This window comes from Phormidium sp. CCY1219, assembly GCF_055795085.1.
This window is the reverse complement of sequence record NZ_JAYFEQ010000418.1, coordinates 54,434-72,258: the sequence shown is the minus strand read 5'-3', so window position 1 is coordinate 72,258 and position 17,825 is coordinate 54,434. Positions and strand designations below refer to the sequence as shown.

At 52.5% G+C, this 17,825-nt stretch carries 12 protein-coding genes; 4 read left to right on the top strand and 8 right to left on the bottom strand.

Features of this window, described 5'->3' with window-relative positions; genetic code table 11:
• Positions 1 to 544 precede the first annotated feature (544 nt).
• The 4 genes from AC0QH1_RS09575 to AC0QH1_RS09560 all read right to left on the bottom strand — a co-directional run bounded on the left by AC0QH1_RS09575 (position 545) and on the right by AC0QH1_RS09560 (position 8,918).
• Positions 545 to 1,027 (bottom strand): DUF6658 family protein, encoded by a 483-nt coding sequence (locus AC0QH1_RS09575; RefSeq protein ID WP_324630848.1) that lies wholly within the window; start codon positions 1,025 to 1,027, stop codon positions 545 to 547.
• A gap of 460 nt (positions 1,028 to 1,487) precedes the next feature.
• Complete coding sequence (locus tag AC0QH1_RS09570; RefSeq protein WP_324630847.1) at positions 1,488 to 3,818, bottom strand: S8 family serine peptidase; 2,331 nt, start codon at positions 3,816 to 3,818, stop codon at positions 1,488 to 1,490.
• 606 nt (positions 3,819 to 4,424) lie between these two features.
• Positions 4,425 to 6,242: an alpha/beta hydrolase family protein gene (locus AC0QH1_RS09565; RefSeq protein ID WP_324630846.1), complete on the bottom strand. Its 1,818-nt coding sequence runs from the start codon at positions 6,240 to 6,242 to the stop codon at positions 4,425 to 4,427.
• Positions 6,243 to 6,446: 204 nt separating this feature from the next.
• Positions 6,447 to 8,918 (bottom strand): alkaline phosphatase D family protein, encoded by a 2,472-nt coding sequence (locus AC0QH1_RS09560; RefSeq protein ID WP_324630845.1) that lies wholly within the window; start codon positions 8,916 to 8,918, stop codon positions 6,447 to 6,449.
• A gap of 352 nt (positions 8,919 to 9,270) precedes the next feature.
• On the opposite strand from AC0QH1_RS09560, the gene AC0QH1_RS09555 reads away from it, so the two are divergent.
• From AC0QH1_RS09555 to AC0QH1_RS09540, 4 genes are all read left to right on the top strand, one after another.
• Positions 9,271 to 10,269, top strand: coding sequence for a lysylphosphatidylglycerol synthase transmembrane domain-containing protein (locus tag AC0QH1_RS09555; RefSeq protein ID WP_324630844.1), 999 nt, complete (start codon positions 9,271 to 9,273; stop codon positions 10,267 to 10,269).
• A gap of 195 nt (positions 10,270 to 10,464) precedes the next feature.
• Positions 10,465 to 10,677 (top strand): DUF2997 domain-containing protein, encoded by a 213-nt coding sequence (locus AC0QH1_RS09550; RefSeq protein WP_324630843.1) that lies wholly within the window; start codon positions 10,465 to 10,467, stop codon positions 10,675 to 10,677.
• 13 nt (positions 10,678 to 10,690) lie between these two features.
• Positions 10,691 to 11,458 carry an XRE family transcriptional regulator gene (locus AC0QH1_RS09545; protein ID WP_324630842.1) on the top strand — a complete coding sequence of 256 codons (768 nt, stop codon included), beginning with the start codon at positions 10,691 to 10,693 and terminating at the stop codon, positions 11,456 to 11,458.
• Positions 11,459 to 11,526: 68 nt separating this feature from the next.
• On the top strand, positions 11,527 to 13,104 hold the full coding sequence (locus tag AC0QH1_RS09540) for an Hsp70 family protein (RefSeq protein WP_324630841.1): 1,578 nt from the start codon (positions 11,527 to 11,529) through the stop codon (positions 13,102 to 13,104).
• A 7-nt stretch (positions 13,105 to 13,111) separates the two neighbouring features.
• Here the strand turns inward: AC0QH1_RS09540 and AC0QH1_RS09535 are convergent, their stop codons facing one another.
• From AC0QH1_RS09535 to AC0QH1_RS09520, 4 genes are all read right to left on the bottom strand, one after another.
• Positions 13,112 to 13,546, bottom strand: a complete 435-nt coding sequence (locus tag AC0QH1_RS09535) for a DUF1257 domain-containing protein (RefSeq protein ID WP_324630840.1) — start codon at positions 13,544 to 13,546, stop codon at positions 13,112 to 13,114.
• Positions 13,547 to 13,724: 178 nt separating this feature from the next.
• Positions 13,725 to 14,099 carry a DUF1257 domain-containing protein gene (locus tag AC0QH1_RS09530; RefSeq protein WP_324630839.1) on the bottom strand — a complete coding sequence of 125 codons (375 nt, stop codon included), beginning with the start codon at positions 14,097 to 14,099 and terminating at the stop codon, positions 13,725 to 13,727.
• 90 nt (positions 14,100 to 14,189) lie between these two features.
• Positions 14,190 to 15,716 carry an AAA family ATPase gene (locus AC0QH1_RS09525; protein WP_324630849.1) on the bottom strand — a complete coding sequence of 509 codons (1,527 nt, stop codon included), beginning with the start codon at positions 15,714 to 15,716 and terminating at the stop codon, positions 14,190 to 14,192.
• A gap of 181 nt (positions 15,717 to 15,897) precedes the next feature.
• Positions 15,898 to 17,634: a hybrid sensor histidine kinase/response regulator gene (locus AC0QH1_RS09520; protein ID WP_324630838.1), complete on the bottom strand. Its 1,737-nt coding sequence runs from the start codon at positions 17,632 to 17,634 to the stop codon at positions 15,898 to 15,900.
• Between the last annotated feature and the right edge of the window lie 191 nt (positions 17,635 to 17,825).

Below are 17,825 nucleotides of genomic sequence, written 5' to 3'. Positions count from 1 at the left end.
CGCAATGGTTATTTATGCTTAGTCCAATTCCAGGGATGGAAAAAAACATAGGGATTAGCGCAATGGTTATTTATGCTGTAGTGCCCCATCGGAGAAAAAATTTATCGCGATCGCACCATAGTTATAATATTTTCATATGAGTAAGGTAGAGAGTTTTTCACCTTGGAGGTGCAAGCGCGGTAATGACTATTCGGCTACGGATAGCATCAATCTGAGAAAGGCTATATTTCTCGCTTTAATCCGAATTCTGTTAATTCCCGAGGGCGAGGAGTGGAAACCTGTCGTTCGCTACTGAAAAAGCAAGCGAGTCACTCGCATCCCGTAGATAATTTTACCGCTGGTTGAGACTCGCGATAATAAGGATTAGATGAGTTGGAAAGCGTTTTAGCCAATAACAGATAAAAAAGAGACGCGCGAGCGTCTCTTTTTTAACTTCAGAGGTTACGAAAACTTGCTTTGGTTTCTCGTTCTTCGCCTTGACTTGGAAAGGTTTTTGTGGAGCTACCGATTCCTGGGTTTTCCCATAGCTCTAATGAGTAACAGCTTAATCTAACGCCTTTTCGGTTTCGCGCTTTGTTTTATCCACTAGCTTTTCGGTATTTTCTTTCACTCTTTCCGCACCGGCTTTGGCATTTTCGCCCATTTTTTCCGCAGCACGCTGGGCCTCATCGCCAATTTTTACGGCATTTTTCGGCGCATCTTCTACCACCCGCTTGCCGGCTTCAGCGGGATTTCCGGTGCGGTTGGTCAGGTTTCGCTCGGCGCTTTTCACCAAGTTTTTCGCTTTGGCTTCAGCAGGTGTGGGATTTTGTCGCGGATCTGTATCGCTAAATTGGTTCATCCCTCCTTCTACTTTAGAAGTAACGGCCTGTTCTGACACTTCTTCGCGCACTTCATCTGCAGTTTTCGCAAGCACGGAAGGGCCGCTCTGGCAAGCCGTTCCGATGAACATCAGCACCCCTGCCATACATACGGTGACAATTTGGCGCAGGCGAATATTTTTCAGCCAAGTTATGACTGTTTTCATAAAAAAAACTCCATTCAATTACAGCAGATTAACAGTGCTTTTCCCTGTTTTTTAAGTAGAGAAAAGCGCAACGGATTGTCCGCAGATTCTCTCTCAAGAATCGCGAGACTGAAACGTTTTTTTTCACTGCTGTTCAGTTTAGGGGGTGGGAATGCACTTCTGCCTCTATCGGAAGTATCATATTTATTGCTCAACTGACGTAAGCGAAACCCTGACCTTTGATGGGGAAACGGCTCAACGCTGCAAAAGTAGCCACAGGAACAGTGAAGAGTCGTGGGGGGTTTTCGCGGCTGAGTTTGACATCTGGGGTTTGTATGTTATAATGAAATATTATCTATTTTGTAGAAAGTAGTAGGGTGGGCAACGAGTTGCCCACCCTATCGGTGAGGTGAGGGTGTAAGTCTTTCACCTCCGAGGGAAGGTTCCCAGCATGAGCTGGGAACGAGGGGGTGGGAGGGGACTAGGCAATAATGCCGGTGGAGTCGGCGGTGCGGGTGAGGATAGTTTCCACTTCAGGGGGAGTCAAGTTGGGATTGGCTTGGAGCATGAGAGCGGCGACACCGGAGACATAGGGAGCTGCCATCGAGGTGCCGCTAGAGGAGGAATAGGTATTGTTCGGGGTACTCGAAGGGATTTGCACGCCGGGAGCGACGATAAAATCGTAAGTGCCGAGGGCGTTACTGGCGGGGTTGGAGAAAGAAGCGACGCGCCGATCGCGGTCGATCGCGCCGACAGCGATCGCCAAATCTTCCGTAGCGCGAATTGCCGGATCTGCCGGCACCACTGCGCCGGTATCTCCTTCATTGCCCGAAGCGATCGCCACCACCACGCCGCGATCGCGAGCAAAGCGCAGGGCGGCGGCGATTTCTTCCGTGGGCGGTTCGTCGGGAAAATTCCCCAAGCTCAAATTAATCACCTGCGCCCCATTTTCCACCGCATAACGAATCCCCTGGGCCACACTAGTATCGAACTCGCTGAAGGTTTGCCGATTGTTCAAGACGCGCACCGGCATAATCGTGGCATTGTAAGCCACCCCGGCGATTTCAAACTGCTGGCCCAAACCATTGTTCGCGTCTACGCCGGTGCGAGAGGCGGCAATAATGCCGGCCACATGGGTACCATGCTCCTCTTGGGTTCCTTGGTTGGAGGGGTCTGGATCGCCATCGGCAAAATCGTATCCGCCCCGGTCATCAACATATCCATTGCCATCATTATCGATGCCGTCGTTGGGGATTTCATCCTCATTCACCCACAATTTCCCTTGGAACTCGTGGTGTTGCAAGTCGATGCCGGTATCGAGGACTGCCACCACCACGCCGGATCCGGTATAGCCGCGATTCCAGACTTCCGGGGCTTTTACCAGATCGACGCCATAGTTATTCACCACCGGATTGGCAACATCGGCGAAGGGGATGGATTCGCCCAATGCTTGTGCTACGGCGGCGGAAGCATCCACCATCCCAAATCCGAAGCGACTGTCAAAATTGGGCAGTGAGGTAATTGAGGTGGGGGAATTGGGGGCGATCGGCGTGGCGGAGAGAGTCAGGGTATAGGAGGTATCTCCTTCGTACTGTTCCACCGCCACATAATAATCGGTGTTGGGAGTTAAGGTACTGATACGGATCGTCTCGGCACTTGGTCCGGGTTCCACGGAGGATCCGACGATTTCGCTGTGGTGCAAGATCTGCCCGTCGTTGTTGAGGTCTTGCACCAGAAACACATCCGCATCGGCGCTTAAACCGGACAAGTCAATTTCCAGGCGACTGGGAGTGTTTACCTGAAAGCGGTACAGATCCAGACTGTCAGCGTTGCCCACAAAGTCGCTGAAACTGCGCGTGTCTTGCAAAACACCGATATCGAGCGCCTGCAGTAAGCTATTTCCTGCTGCATCGGGAACGGGGGTGGAGAGTTCCGTGGCGGATAAACTTAAATTATAGCCTGTTTCTCCTCGGTATTGTTCCACCACCACGAAATAATTCCCCGGATTTAAGGTTCTCTCTAAAGACTCGGGACTGGTGCCGGAATTTTCCGAAATGTTGACCAGTTCGCCGAAATCGATTTGATGGTTGCCGTTATAATCTTTAAAAATTCCCACATCGGCATCGGCGCTCAAATTGTTGAGGGCGAGATTAAAATTGCTCGGGGTGCTGATGTGAAACGAGTAGATATCCCGAGAATTGGCAGGGCCGATAAAGCCGGTGAAATTGAGGGAGCCAATCCGAGACAAATCGGGATTGTCATTGGGGGCGATCGCGGCAAATTCTTCCCGGTGGGCGGCGCGTCCTTCGGTTTTTCCCAGCTCTAAGTAATGCTCGATCGCGCTCAATTCGCCCCGTCTCACTGCTGCGGCCACATCCGGGTTATGTTCTAAATAAAATTCCGTGTCGAAATTCGGGCCGGGGTCGCGTCCTTCGTACTGACCTACTGCCACAAAATGGTCGATGCCGGTGAGTTCATCTCGTTCTACGGCGGCGGCTACATCTGGATTTTCGGCCAGATAAACATCGCTGTCAAATTCGGCAAAGGGGTCGCGCTCTTCCCATTTCCCCTGGGTGGCAAAATGGGCGATCGCGGTGGTTTCTCCCTGGATAACGGCGGCTTCTACGTCGGGATGCACCTCTAAATAATAGTCCGTATCGAAAAAACCACTGGGGTCTGTGCCAAGGTATTGACCCACCTGGAGAAAGTGGTCTAACCCATTGCTGAAACTCCCCGCATTCACTGCACCCAATACATCGGGGTTCTGTTGCAGGTAATAGCTTTCGTCAAACAAACTGCTGATGTCTAACATGATGCCAACTCTTAGTAATAGTGCCCTACCCTTTGTGGTTTTTTTGGGTCAAAACATATCGGCGAAATGAAATTTTGCAAAATTGACGCGCCGAATCGATTGCCGTTTTTCCGCGATTTAGTTGCACTTTCCCCCCATACCTTCCTTGTTTTTTTATTCCCTGGCTTTTTTGTTTGGCTTATTATAATCCCAATTTGAAACCTCAGCCAGGAAAATTGAATTGAACCGCACCCCAGGAAAAATCCGCTAGTCCGAGGGACTTTCGGCTTGGGAAAACGCCGCCTTGCTCTTGTATTGTCAGAGTTCCCCAACATATTAGTCGATGCAACAGTAAATTTTAAGATCGTTAAATTTACGGAAGTGGTTTTGGGTCAGCGGCGCAGGGTTTCTGTAAAAACCGATCCCCGAGGGGGGAGTGGGGGTATTCGGTGATTCAGGGGTGCCATGTGGAGGCTCCTGACATCGCCTCATCGGGAGGCGATCGCGATTTTGGCGAGAGCATCGGTACCGTAGGGATGAGAAAAATCCCCCCCAAGTTACTAAATCGCGTCTATTTGGAGGCAAAATGGGTATTGTCCGGTAGTCATTGAATATTGTGTTTACGTTCTAGACCACATTGCGCGCCGTGACTTGCACTTCTGGGAAAGGGGATGCCTCTGCGAGTAAGGGTGAAGGTTGGTTTTTCAGATACCGATCGAAGAAGGAACGCAGATACTCATTGATAATATTCACGGAGCGATCGCCCTCAATCGGACCGATATCCGTTAATCCGATATCGAACACCCCGGGCAAACCGAGTTTTTCGGGAGAATAAAGTGCCGTCAGGGGAAACAACACGGAGCGATCGCTAAAATCGCTGTGACTTGTTCCTTGGATGGACAGATTAACTGCCGGACCAAAAAGCAACTCAAACTGAGCGGGACGAAATAGACTATCCGCCCCGCCGAGGAACCGTCCGAGAAAGCTATCTTTAAACGTCCTTTCTGCATTTATTTGCATAAACGGAGCGGCGATCGCCTCGACCAAATCCGGCGAAATCAGCAACCCATCCATACTCGCCCCCGCCTGCAAGCGCGGTTCTTGCTGCAGTGTCGCCGTGGTGGTAATCCCGCCAAAGGAATGACCGAACATTCCGGCGCGACTCAAATCCAACTTGTCGGTCAGCACGCCAGTGGGATCGGCGGCATTCAACTCCGCGAGGCGATCGAGAACGAAGCTCACATCTTGGGTGGTTTCCTCCACGGTTTGCAGCAGCGCCCCTTCCAACTCTGTGGGATTTGTGGGCAGAAAATCCCGAGCAAACTGAGTAATTTCCCCATCGGGGAACACGCTTGCTCCCGCCACATAGGTATGGTCGATCGCCGCCACAATATACCCGTGACTGGCGAGATTTTGCAAAAAACTGGTATAAAATTCTGGCAATGCCCCCAACCCATGCGAAAATAGCACCACCGGATAGTTCGGTTGCGCGTCCGATACCGTTAACGGGACGGTGTTGGTATTGGTATTAATCAAATCGTAGAAATTCGGGGGCAAATTCTGTTGCGGTGCGATCGCTCCTTCCAGCAGGGGGTTTAAATAAGGATCCGGGGGAGCGAGGGTCGGTGCTGTGGGTACAGAGGTCTCCATTCCCGGATACCACACATCCACGCTCAACTCTCGCACGTCATCCGGATCCGCCGTAAAAATTTCCGGACGGGAGGTATCGGTGAAAAAATATGTGGTCATATCCACCGGAAACGGGCCGGTGGGGACTGGCAGATCGAAGGAGTCCAGGCTATCGCGTCCCTCATTGCGACCGAAGCGCAGAAAATGCTCTACCCCACTGTCCAACAAGCCGGCATCCACCGCCTGAGCCACATCGTCATAGATGTTGCGATAGAATGTAGGATTGAATACCTCGCTGGCGCTGCGTCCTTCCCGCGCCCCAAATATGATAAAATGTTCGATGCCAGTGAGTTCATCTCGACCCACCGCCGCCGCAATATCGGGATTTCGTTCCAGATAAAAATTCTGCCGATAAACCGGACTGGGACTGCGCCCTTCTGCGGCTCCAAATTCAATGAAGTGAGCAAATAACCCAGTGATTTCATCCCGCTCTACCGCCGCTTCCACATCGGGATTTTTGATGCGATACCAGTTTGGATTGAAAAACGGGGTGGGCGATCGCCCTTCAAATTGTCCGAACCGAACAAAGTGGTCGAATACCGTAAATTCCGGGGAAATCTCATCGGCGAGATCGGGATTTTCTGCCAAATAATAGTTAGAATCGAAAAAGGCACTCGGGTCGCGCCCTTCTGCGGCTCCCAAGGCCAGGAAGTGGTTCAATCCACTGGCCACAATCCCATTGGCAACCGCTGCGGCCACATCGGGATTTTTGAGTAAATAATACCCTTCATCAAATAAGTCGTTAGGGGTCAGCATGGCTCTGATTGACTCGCGAATGGGTGATAAGTGTTGACCAATTATAGCGGTTCTTTTCCAGATGAGCGATGGACTTGGTTTTTGAATTGGGGAAAAACGCGGCAATCACAGATTCGGGCTAGGAAAGAAGGAAAGAGGGAGTCGGAGGCAGAGCCTCCCACTGGGCGTTCCCAGGCAGAGCCAGGGAACGAGATATAAGTGAGATTATAATTGCGAGGCTTGTTCGTCGAGGCGAACCGTGGAACCCGACTCATCGGTGCGGTACACAAACACTTGCCCGCTGCTTTGCACCGTCACCTGCCAACCGGGAACCAACGCTTGAGTACAAAGTTCCCCGGGGGCGGCCAAACCGAGACAGCCATTCGGCCAAGTTTCCCGCTGCACCGAGACGATCGCCGCGTCCGAGGGAGAGACGCCAAACGCTTGCGAAATCGCCTGGGTCACGGCATTTTCCACTGGGTCTGGCAGATTGGGGGCACCCCCTTGTGCCGGATCCACGAGAAACTGCATGCGAATCGAGGGATTGCGGGTGGCGATCGCCTGGGGATTGGCCTCCAATTCTGCCTCGGTATAAGGTTCCACCCCCCAAGTAGTCACCAATAACCGTTGCGTCTGCGGGTCGATTTCAAACTCAGTCCATCCATAATTATGGCCGGCAAAATACGACCCCTGCAGCAACTGCGCGTCAATTTCCGACCCTTCTAACCCCACCGGGTCATATCCCAACGGCACGATCCGATTGTCAATCACCTGTCGCGCAAATGCATTCTTTTCCGCCACATCCGTCATCGCCCGATAGCGCTCTTTTTCCGATTCGGGCAGCAATTCATCCGGCGTAAAGGTCACGGTGGCGGTGCCAAAGGGTGCGGCAAACGGGCCAGATCCGATATCCAACTGAATTGCCACCGGACCGACCATCACATCAAACGCACCGGTGGGGATTTGCGGTTGTCCCACCCCTTCTTGATAGGTAACGTTGTTTACCACATTCCCGTGAAAATCCCCCGTCACAAACACCACATTATCGATATCGTTTTGCTCGATAAAGCGCAACAACTCCGTGCGTTCCGCTGCAAATCCTTCCCAGCGTTCTCCCGCCACCGGGATGCCGAAGTGCTGCATTGGCACGGTAGACATGATAAACTTCCAGGTGACGCCGCTATTTTCCGCCGCCAGCAAGTCATCTTTCAACTGCTGCAATTGTGCCGCACCGAGCATGGTGCGATCGGGTGCAAAGGCATCTTGCAAATACTGGTTGACTTCAGCTTCGCTCGCGGTTTCCGAAATCGACTCTAAGGGAGCATCGCGGAAAGACCGCACGTCCAAAATAAAGGTCGCCGCTTCGTTCCCGTGGAGGTTATACCGATACAATGCCTGCTCTCCCGCCGTGCGCGCATCCCCGGTTTCCCCATAAACCCGTTCCTGAAGCGGTTTGTAATCCAAAAACCCGCGCAACCCGGCATCAAAGGCGGCGGTATCGTTGGTAAACGCGCCTGCAGTGCCGAAAATGTCGTTTTTCTGTGGCGACTCGCCCGGGGCCGCCCCGCCGGCAAAGTTATTGGTAATCTCGTGGTCGTCCCAGGTGGCGTAGGTGGCGGTATCGGCCCGCAACTGCGCCCACCGATTAAACCCGAACCGCTGGGAATAGATTTCGTTATGCTTAGTGCGAAACTCTTCTAAAGTAGCCGCCTGTCGCACGCCGGGTAAATCCGAGGATTGGCTGTCCGCTTCTAGGGTATCGCCCATGAGCACGAAAAAGTCTAAATTCCGCTGCGCTACGTTGGAAATGGAGGGATAGGGGGACAGTTCCCCTTGCCAGTCGCCACTGACGCCGAAGCGCAAACGGGCCGAGGTGCCGGGTGGGGTGGAGGTGCGGAATTTGCCCTGGGCCACGGTGCCGCTGGCATCGGTGGCGCGATAGTAATATTGGGTTTGCGGGGTTAACGAGTCGATCGCCACCTGCAGGGGTACCGTCGGATCTGTGGCGATCGCGGTTTGTTGCCCCACAATCGTGCTGAAATTCGCATCAGTAGCATATTCAAACACCACCGGACCGGCTTGCGTGCTGCGCGTCCACAACATCGCCGAGTTTGGCGTCACATCGCCGGCAGCCACCCCATTGGGCAAGCTAGACCCATTCGGTTCGATAAATGGGGTAAACTCCCGCCCTTCTGCCGCCCCAAATTTCACATAGTGCTGAATGCCGCTAATTTCATCCCGCTCCACTGCTGCCGCTACGTCCGGATTTTGCGCTAAATAATAGGCTTCGTTATACAAGTCTGTCGGGTTGCGTCCTTCGGTTTCGCCAAACAAGGCGAAATGCTGAATACCCGTGATTTCGCCTTCCCTAGCCGCAGCCGCTACATCGGCGTTGGTGCCGAGATAGTAAGTGTTGTCGAAAAAGAAACTGGGGTTGCGTCCTTCCCGTTGGCCGAAGATGATATAATGTCCGAATGCCGTGCCGTTGCCCTCTGCCACTGTAGCAGCTACATCGGGATTTAAAGTGAGATAATAGTCCGGGTCGAAGAGGGCGGTGGGTTGCCGTTGCTCAAATTGGCCGAACTGAGTAAAATGCTCGAATGCCCGGGTTAACGTGCCGGCGGCTAAGGCACTGGCTACGTCGGGATTTTGTGCCAAATAAAAGGTTTCGTCGAAAAACTCGATCGCGCTCAACATGGTTGTGATAAATAATGAATGCTTTCCCTAGATTTGCCAAGGGCTAATTATATCATTGGCGCGTTTCAATGTTACGGCGTTTGCAGGGATTCTCGAGTGGTTTTTCCCACCCTAGGGCAATTTCTCCGGGGGTCTGCTCGATCGCTTTCGGGCTGGCAATCCCGGGCGATCGCCTATTTCGCGGCGGAGAAATTGTCAATTAAAATTTACAAAATTTAACTTAAAATCCGGTTAGGCGCAGGGTTTGTGGCGGCACGAGCCACTCTATACTCTTTCGTTTACAGTGTTAAACAAAGCCGCAGGGAGAATATCACCGATCCTGCCTGTTGCTCTTCTGTAACCTTAACGCAAGATGAAACCCATTTTATCCCGCCTGAAGCCTTATCTGCGCTGGTTTATCCTCGGCGCAACCCTGTTTTTTTTAGCGCAAACCCTGAAAGATAATGCCGCAGCGGTGGCCAATATTGAGATTACCCAGTCGAGTTGGATAGCCTTAGCGATCGCCTTGGGCATCACCATGCTTGCCCATCTGTGGTCCGGGTGGGTGTGGCTGTGGATCCTGGCTGAATTCAACCAACCGGTACCCTTGGGGTGGGGACTGCAAGTCTATTTAACCACCAATATTGCCAAGTATTTACCCGGCAACGTCTGGCATTTTTACGGACGCATCACGGCAGTGGCGGGTCGCGGTGTTTCTCTGCCTGTCGCTACACTAAGCGTCTTGCTCGAACCCTTGCTCATGGCAGCTTCGGCGTTTATTATTGCCTTACTCGGCAGTGGCAATCTGTTGCAAAATGCCCCCACCGGTGGGAGTGCCGGTACCGCCACGGCAATTTTCCAATTCCTGGGGTTAGGGGCGGTCCTCATCGGCATCCATCCGAAAATTTTAAACCCGATCGTTCAATTTCTCGGTCAGAAAAAACTAAAAAAAAGCCAGAAAGCGCCGGGATCCGACGCGCCAGCGGAAACCCCCAACCCGGAATCGACCCCCCCTGCGGCGCAACTGGCGCGCTATCCGGCGTTACCCTTTTTGGGAGAATTCGGCTTTTTGCTATTTCGCGGGGTGGGGTTTATGTTTGCGGTACAGGCGATGACGCCGGTACAGGTGACGCAGTTGCCGATGTTGTTGGGGGCGTTTAGTTTTGCCTGGTTGCTGGGATTGGTGGTGCCCGGTGCTCCTGGGGGAATTGGGGTATTTGAGGCAACGGCGATCGCCCTGCTGAAAGGCAATTTCTCCGCCGCCGTAATTTTAGGGGCGGTGGCGTTTTACCGTCTGATTAGCGTTTTGGCGGAAGCATCGGCGGCGGCGATCGCCTGGCTATGTGGCAAACTCAACCCCCCCACGGGATAACTACCCCCTTCCCTCGCCCCCGGGCGGCAGATCGGCATAGAATAGAAAAAAGGGATAAATTTCGCCTTTGATATCATGTCCGCCGGAATCGATGCCCAAAAATTAGCCTGCGTCGCGATTTCCATCGCCCGCTTTCACGAACCATCGCCCGGACATGATATGAGCAGTTAACCGCAACCACAGGAGGGAGCGATCGTGGCAGAATATCGCCAAGTTGAATATCGCATCGGCAAAGATGGGAAAGTAATCGAAACCGTGCTTAATGCCACGGGTGACAGTTGTATTGAAACTACGGCGGCGATGGAGGAGGCGATCGGGGAGGTAGAATCGCGAGAATTGCTGCCGGAATATTATCAGGAGTCAGAAAATATGGTCACGGAAACCACAGAGTGGGTCACAGAAGGGTAAATAGGGGTGTGGGATGATAGAGGATCCGAATCTGATTTTTTTCGGTTACGTGTTGTGGTTGGGCAGTTTGCTGCTGATTTTGGGCGCAGTGGGGTCTGAGGCGCTGAAGGGCAAGTCGATGCCGCACGATCGCTGGTTGCGCGATCGGATGATGCAGCTTGACATTCCCTCCTGGAAGGCACTGGCGGAAAAATCCGGCTTAAATCCCCTGCGCTTGCGTCAAATCCGCCGGGGGTCCCTGGCACAGGTGAAACTCTCGGAACTCGCCCAACTGGCGCGCGCCCTGGAGTGGACCGTGGCACAACTGGAGCAGAAATTGGGCATTTTGTCAACCTCGGTGGCGGTTTCTCCCACCCCGGAGGAAGGCGTTGCGGAACAATTGCGCCAACAATGTTTGCGACTGCGATCGCAATTGGAGGAGCAAAAGGCTGAGGTGGCGCGGGATGTTCGGGATGCAACCTTCGAGCAATTGCAAAGTTTGCTCGCCAATTATCCCACCGTGCGGCAATTGGTGGAGGCGAAGCCGGATTTACCGGCGAAAAATCTCACCGGGCTATTTGCCCCTTTGGATAATTTGCTCGAAAGTTGGGGGTGCGATCGCATTGGTGCGGTATGGGAAGCGGTGGAGTACGATCCGCAACTGCATCAAGCCGATGCGGAGGAAATTCAACCGGGCGATCGCGCCTACGTGCGGTTTGTGGGCTATCGCATCGGCGATCGCATTCTCTGCCCCGCTAAAGTGAGCCGCACTTTGCCCGCGAATGTCACCAGCGAGAGTTGAACGTGCGAGGGCAGGGGAACGGGAAACGCCCATCTACCATCCACCATCCACCATCCAGCAGATTTTCTATGACTACTCTTGCGATCGACTTCGGCACGAGCAATACCGTCGTCAGTATCCTCAACCCAGACCGCAATACCCCAGAAACCCTCCGATTTAGGGAAATTTCGCGCATCTTTAAAATGAAGAAACGCAACGGGGAAAGCCGAGAAATCCCCGTCATCCCTTCTCAAGTGTTTGTGAAACCGGGCAATCACCTTATTGTCGGACAGCAAGTGATATCCACGCGCTTGGGACTCGCTCAACCCGATCGCCTCTTTCAAGGCTTTAAGCGGGATTTAGCGGCAGACTTTCAACCGCCGCCCCGAGTGCTGGATGGATACAGCTACTCGGCCCCCACTATTTCGCAACAGTTTATCGGCGAAATTTGGCAGCGACTCGCCCGCGCTCACGTGCAACCCTCCCGGGTGGTGTTTGCAGTGCCGGTGGGCGCATTCGAGCGCTATCTCGACTGGTTTCGCGAGATGGGAGATAAACTCGGTGTGCCTGAAATCAATATCGTGGATGAGTCTACCGCCGCTGCTTTGGGCTATGCGGTGAACCAACCCGGAACGGTGGTGCTGGTGGTGGATTTTGGCGGCGGAACCCTGGATTTGAGCCTGGTTCGCACTGCTCTGGGGAGTGGGGAAAACAAGGTGTTGCAGGCGGAGGTACTGGCAAAGTCGGATGCTTATGTGGGGGGTATCGATATCGATATCTGGATTGTGGAAGAGTATTTGCAGCAGATTGGATTGTCGAAAGCGCAAGTGGGTTCGGTGGGATGGCAAAATTTGTTAGAAATTGCCGAACGATTGAAGATGAAATTGTCTCGCCAGCAGGAGGCGAAAGAAAGTTGGTTTGATGATGAGAATTTTATGTCTCACGAAGTGGTGTTGAGTCGGGAAGGGTTGGAGGAGATTTTGGAAAAGCGACTGTTGTTAGAACAGTTGCGCCAAGCGTTGGATGAGGTGGTGGCGATCGCCCTGGGAAAGGGCATCTCGAAATCGGATATCGAGCAAGTGTTGCTGGTGGGCGGAAGTTGTTTGATTCCGGCGGTGCAGAGTTTAATTCTGTCTTATTTTGGCCGATCGCGAGTGAAAATGGATAAGCCGTTCGAAGCGGTGGCACATGGCGCGCTGGCATTGCGCGATTATGTTAAGGTAGAGGATTATCTGCACCACAGTTATGCGATTCGTCTCTGGGATCCCGCACAAGCGCGGCATTTTTATTATCCTTTGTTTGAAAAGGGAATTAAATATCCTACGGCGCGGGCGGAACCCCTGATTTTAAAAGTGGCGATCGAGGGTCAGCGGGAAATTCGCCTGGATATCGGCGAAGTGGGGGAAATTTCTCAGGCAGAAGTGATGTATGATGAGTATGGTCGGATGACCAGTACCCAGGTGCAAACTCAAGAACAGTTTCGCGCTTTAAATCGCGATCGCTCCTCGGTGTGCGTGGCGCGCTTGAACCCTCCGGGACAATTGGGGGTCGATCGGATCGCGGTGCAGTTTGAAGTTAACGCACAGCGGGTATTGTTGGCCACCGTGCGCGATGTACTCACCGGGGAAACCTTGGTAGACGCCGGCGCGATCGCCAAGTTACAATAAGCTGAGCTTAAACTAACCCAATGGCAGCGATCGCTACACCCATTTCCCCACCACCACCCGCTTCGGTCCTGTCTTCTAAGCTTTCTTCTGACTCGATGCTAAATCCTTCCGTACCGGATCGGGCAATCAAGGTATGATAGGCATAGCGTTGGGTGAGTTGATTCACCCACTCTTGCGAATATTTGCCGCGATCGTAATTGGAAATTATCGCCGTAAATTGCCCATCCACCTGACGCTTAAATCCGATATCGTTACTCGCAGAACCGATATATTTTCGGCGCACAATCACTTCGGCGGTTTCCGGGCGCAGGTTTCCCTCAAACCCGTAAAGCCCTTGCGGCGTATCGTGGACTTCTACTGTGCTAAATCCCACATCCGCTAATGCTTTTCGCAACGACTCTACATCGCGAATCTGGGTTTTGATGCTCTTAAAATGTGACATCGCTTTACCCCTGTTGGCTATACCTTATTTTAATTGAGGATAGCATTTTTTTCCGGGATTGTTCTGCGGCAAAAGCTGGATGATGCCCCGAATCATAAGGTGTCTGCTCAAAATAGCCCGCTTGGTGCGGGCGAAGGTTTGATTTGAGTCTTACCCTTCAGGGTGCGGGGCTTTTTTTCTACATCCAACGCCCCACCACAACCCGCATCGTGCCATCTTCTAAGGTTTCTTCTGTTTCTACACTAAACCCTTGTTCTTGCACCGATGTCATTAAGGTTTTGTAGGCATATTTTTGCCCGATCGCATTCACCAATTCCTCGGCATTAATCCGCGCCCCCCACAAATCCGCTACCAGTTCGTAACGGTTTGCTTGGCGACGAAATCCGATATCGTAGCCATTGGGTTGTTTGATGACATAATCGGCTTTTGTGGTTTTCCCGCCATAGCCGCGCACTTTGCGATCGCGCTCTACGCAATAGCCTAATTCCTGCAAGCATTCTTGCAGAATTTCCCCTTGTTTGATTTGGACTTTTATCGTAGTAAAATGAGACATGGTAGTTTAATCCTTCTGAGTGAACCTGTTAACTGAATTCCCCATATCCTGGGATAAACGAGTAAAACAATGAATGACAAACGCCCCCGTTTATTGTCGATTTAACCACTGTTTTTTCAGTTCTTCGAGTAACTGAGTATCGTTGGAGGCGGTGCGGGCACCGGCTTGGGCGGCCCATTGTTTTAACTCTTCGATTTGAGAGCGGGCGATCGCGGCTAAGGGCACGGTTTCTTCCATCTCCCGCAAGATATCTTCCGTAGTAAAATCCCGGCGTTGTCCATTCACAACCGAGCTAAATGCCCGGTGCATGGCATCCACGATCGCCTGTTCGATTTCCGCCCCGCTAAATTCCCGGGAATGTTGCCCGAGCAAAGCGAAATCAAAATCGCGCAGGCGACTGGGGCGCAGGCGCTGCAGGTGGACTTTAAAAATCTCTTCGCGCTCCCTTTCTGTAGGCAAATTCAGAAAAAACGTCTCGTCAAATCGCCCTTTTCGCAACAATTCCGCTGGCAGAATTTTCACGTTATTAGCAGTAGCAACAATAAACACGGGAGCGGTTTTTTCCTGCATCCAAGTAATCAAACTGCCAAACACGCGGCGAGAGGTACCAGAATCCCCATCGGAACCGCCACTAATATTCCCGAAAGCTTTATCGATTTCGTCAATCCACAACACGCAAGGAGCCAAAGCTTGCGCCAGTTGAATCATCTGACGTACTCGACTTTCGCTTTCGCCGACGATGCCGCCAAATAAGCGCCCGGTATCTAAGCGCAATAAAGGCAAGCGCCATTCGTGGGCAATGGTTTTGGCGCATAGGGATTTTCCGGTGCCTTGAATGCCGACGAGCAAGATACCTTTCGGGTTGGGAATGCCGTAGCGTCGCGCTTCTTCGGTAAAGGCATCTTTTCGCATCTGCACCCACTGTTTGAGATTGTCCAAACCGCCGACATTTTTCAGGGATTCTCGGGTGGGCAAAAAGTCTAAAATCCCGGTTTGACGAATGGCTTGTTTTTTCTCTTCGAGTACGCTATCGATATCGGTTTCGTTGACTTGTTGTTTGGCGGCGAGGGCTTTGGCTAAGACGCGCTGAATTCGGGTGCGGCTCAATCCCTGACAAGCTTTGACTAATTGTTCTCGGGCTAATCCATTGATGTTGAGTTTTTCGGGTTTGACGAATTGAGAAATTAAGTAGTTGATTTCGTTAATGTCGGGTAAGGGAAAGTCGATGATGGTGATTTCTTCGCGCAATTCTGGGGGAATTTCGAGGGTATGAGCGGTGAGGATTAAGGTTTTGCGAGAGCGTTTTAATTCCCGGGTGAGATTCCGCAATTCTCGGATGATGGGCATGTTTTTTTCCGAGGCGGAATGTTTGAGGATGGGGTGCAAGTCGCGCAGTACGAAAATGGCATATTCTTGGGGGGGTGCTTTGGCGATCCGATCGAGGGCTGCCATGACGGATCCTTTGGCGGCGTTGTTGTCTTGCCATCCGCGCACGATATCCCAGAAAAATACTTTTCGTTGGGGGGTTGACAAATGAGCGACATTGTGCAGTACGACTTCCACCGGTTCTTCTTCCACGGCGACGAGGTAAAGCAGGGGGTAGCGGGCGCGAATCATCAAGTCTAGTTGGGCGATCGCGGCGGCGTGGGGTTGATGGGGGTGGGAGGGGGCGGGGCGATTGGGTTTGGCAGGGTGAGGGTGATTGAGCATTGCAAATCAAGGGCAGTTTTCCGGTGCGATCGAGGGGGCGCGAGTCCCACAATCTAGCATAGCAAGGGGGCGGTACCCGCGATCGCGATTATTCTGGGTTGAAGAGGGGGGAATTGGCGGTATCGGTGGCGGACCTCCAGGGCAATTCGACGATAAAGGAGGTTTTGCTGTCGCCGCTAGTGGCTTGGATGGTGCCGCCGAGGTGTTCGGTGAGTTTGCGAACGAGAGCCAATCCCAATCCGGTTCCGCCATGTTTCCAGGGGTCGGTGCTGGGGACGCGATAGAATTTATCGAAAATATGGGGGAGTTCTTCTGGGGGAATTTCCACGCCGGTGTTGCTGACTTGAAAGCGCAAGTGCTGCCGATCGCGCTGTACGGCGATCGCAATTTCTTCTCCGGGGGGCGTATATTTACAGGCATTCTCGATGGATTCTGACAGGATGCGCCCTAACATGCCGCTATCGCACAGCACTGGGGGTAGGGTGGATGGGATATCCAGGCGCAAGCGTTGTTGCTGTTTTTGTACCAAAGGTTCAAAAGGGGCAATTAAGGAGGGAATCCACTGTTGTAAGTTAATGGCGCTCAGTTCGATGGATTCTACGCCGGCATCGAGTCGCTGTAGGTTTAAGATGGTTTCGATTAATTTCATTTCCCGATCGCACTCGGTTTGTAAAATTTTGATGTAGCGATCGCCCCGTTGGAGCAGGGAGGCTGGGGCCTTTGCGGTTTCTGAGGCGGATTTATGCTGGGTATGAATAATTTCTAACATTTGCGCCGCCATTTTAATATTCGCCACTGGGGTTCGCAGTTCGTGGCTGACGGTACTGAGGAAATCATCTTTCAGACGGTTGAGCCGTTCGAGTTCCCTCACTTGCGCTTGGGCGGCTTGATAGAGGCGCGCCTGACGCACGGCGATCGCGCATTGATTCGCCACTTGCTGCACCAGTCGGCTTTCTGGTTCGCTGAAGGTGTCCCCGGCGGGTTTAAACAAGCACAAATCCCCGATCGCCCCGGATTCGTCAAAAATCGGCGTGGCTAAAATTGCGGCGCGATCGGGTGCACTACCAATTACCAGGGGACAAAACTGTACCGTCTGTGCCCTGAGCAATTGGGAATAAATCTCTGGCGTGTCGGCAATCTGCACCACGCGCCCCAAAAATGAGGGATAATTTTTACTATACTCGTAACATACCCGGGCGAGGCGCAAAGCACTGTCATAGAGTGCTGCATCGCAATAGTCCACATTTAGCCCGATCGCCAATTCTTCCACCGCTGTTTGTAAAATCTGGCTTTCGTCGAGGCTGTCGCGGACTTTTTCCATAATCCGTTTCAGGGTGGCTTCAAACTCTAGGGCTTGTTGCAATTGCCGGGTGCGCTCTTGCACTTGGGCGTCGCGATCGGCGGCGAGGGCTTGAAACCGTTCTTCGCTTTGTCGCAGTTGTTCTAAGGTTTGCTTGCGCTCGATCGCGTAGTAAATCGCCCGGGAGATGCCCGCACCATCTAACTGACCTTTGACCAGATAATCTTGCGCGCCGTTGCGAACTGCGGCGATCGCCAGTTGTTGGTCATTCGAACCCGTTAGCACCACGATCGGTACGGTGGGGGCGGCGGCTTGCACCCGCATCAGGGTCTCTAACCCTTGGGAGTCGGGTAGGGATAAATCTAACAATACCACATCAAATCCCACCTCACCCAAGCATTCTAAGGCTTGGCTGACTCGTTGCACCCAATCGATGTGAAAGCGATCGGCACTGACGAGGGATAAAATTTCTTGCAGCAATTCAGCATCCCCGAGATGGTCTTCCACCAGTAAAATGTGAGTCAATATCTCCCCCATGCCTCGTTCTAAAGAATCTGCGCGGTTTCTAGTTCTTTGACTTGATATCATACATTTTTTGATGCTGAGTTGCCATTTCGTGGGGTTGACAGCCCGGAAACCGGGCGATCGTCGGATCGAACTGGACAACCCACCTATTGCGATTTTAAAACAAGTTTTCCCGAGGGGCGATCGCCCGC

Coding starts and splice junctions, on each gene's coding strand:
- AC0QH1_RS09525 (WP_324630849.1), bottom strand. CDS start 15,716: ATGATTCGCGCCCGCTACCCCCTGCTTTACCTCGTCGCCGTGGAAGAA.
- AC0QH1_RS09570 (WP_324630847.1), bottom strand. CDS start 3,818: ATGTTAGACATCAGCAGTTTGTTTGACGAAAGCTATTACCTGCAACAG.
- AC0QH1_RS09565 (WP_324630846.1), bottom strand. CDS start 6,242: ATGCTGACCCCTAACGACTTATTTGATGAAGGGTATTATTTACTCAAA.
- AC0QH1_RS09540 (WP_324630841.1), top strand. CDS start 11,527: ATGACTACTCTTGCGATCGACTTCGGCACGAGCAATACCGTCGTCAGT.
- AC0QH1_RS09530 (WP_324630839.1), bottom strand. CDS start 14,099: ATGTCTCATTTTACTACGATAAAAGTCCAAATCAAACAAGGGGAAATT.
- AC0QH1_RS09555 (WP_324630844.1), top strand. CDS start 9,271: ATGAAACCCATTTTATCCCGCCTGAAGCCTTATCTGCGCTGGTTTATC.
- AC0QH1_RS09575 (WP_324630848.1), bottom strand. CDS start 1,027: ATGAAAACAGTCATAACTTGGCTGAAAAATATTCGCCTGCGCCAAATT.
- AC0QH1_RS09545 (WP_324630842.1), top strand. CDS start 10,691: ATGATAGAGGATCCGAATCTGATTTTTTTCGGTTACGTGTTGTGGTTG.
- AC0QH1_RS09560 (WP_324630845.1), bottom strand. CDS start 8,918: ATGTTGAGCGCGATCGAGTTTTTCGACGAAACCTTTTATTTGGCACAA.
- AC0QH1_RS09535 (WP_324630840.1), bottom strand. CDS start 13,546: ATGTCACATTTTAAGAGCATCAAAACCCAGATTCGCGATGTAGAGTCG.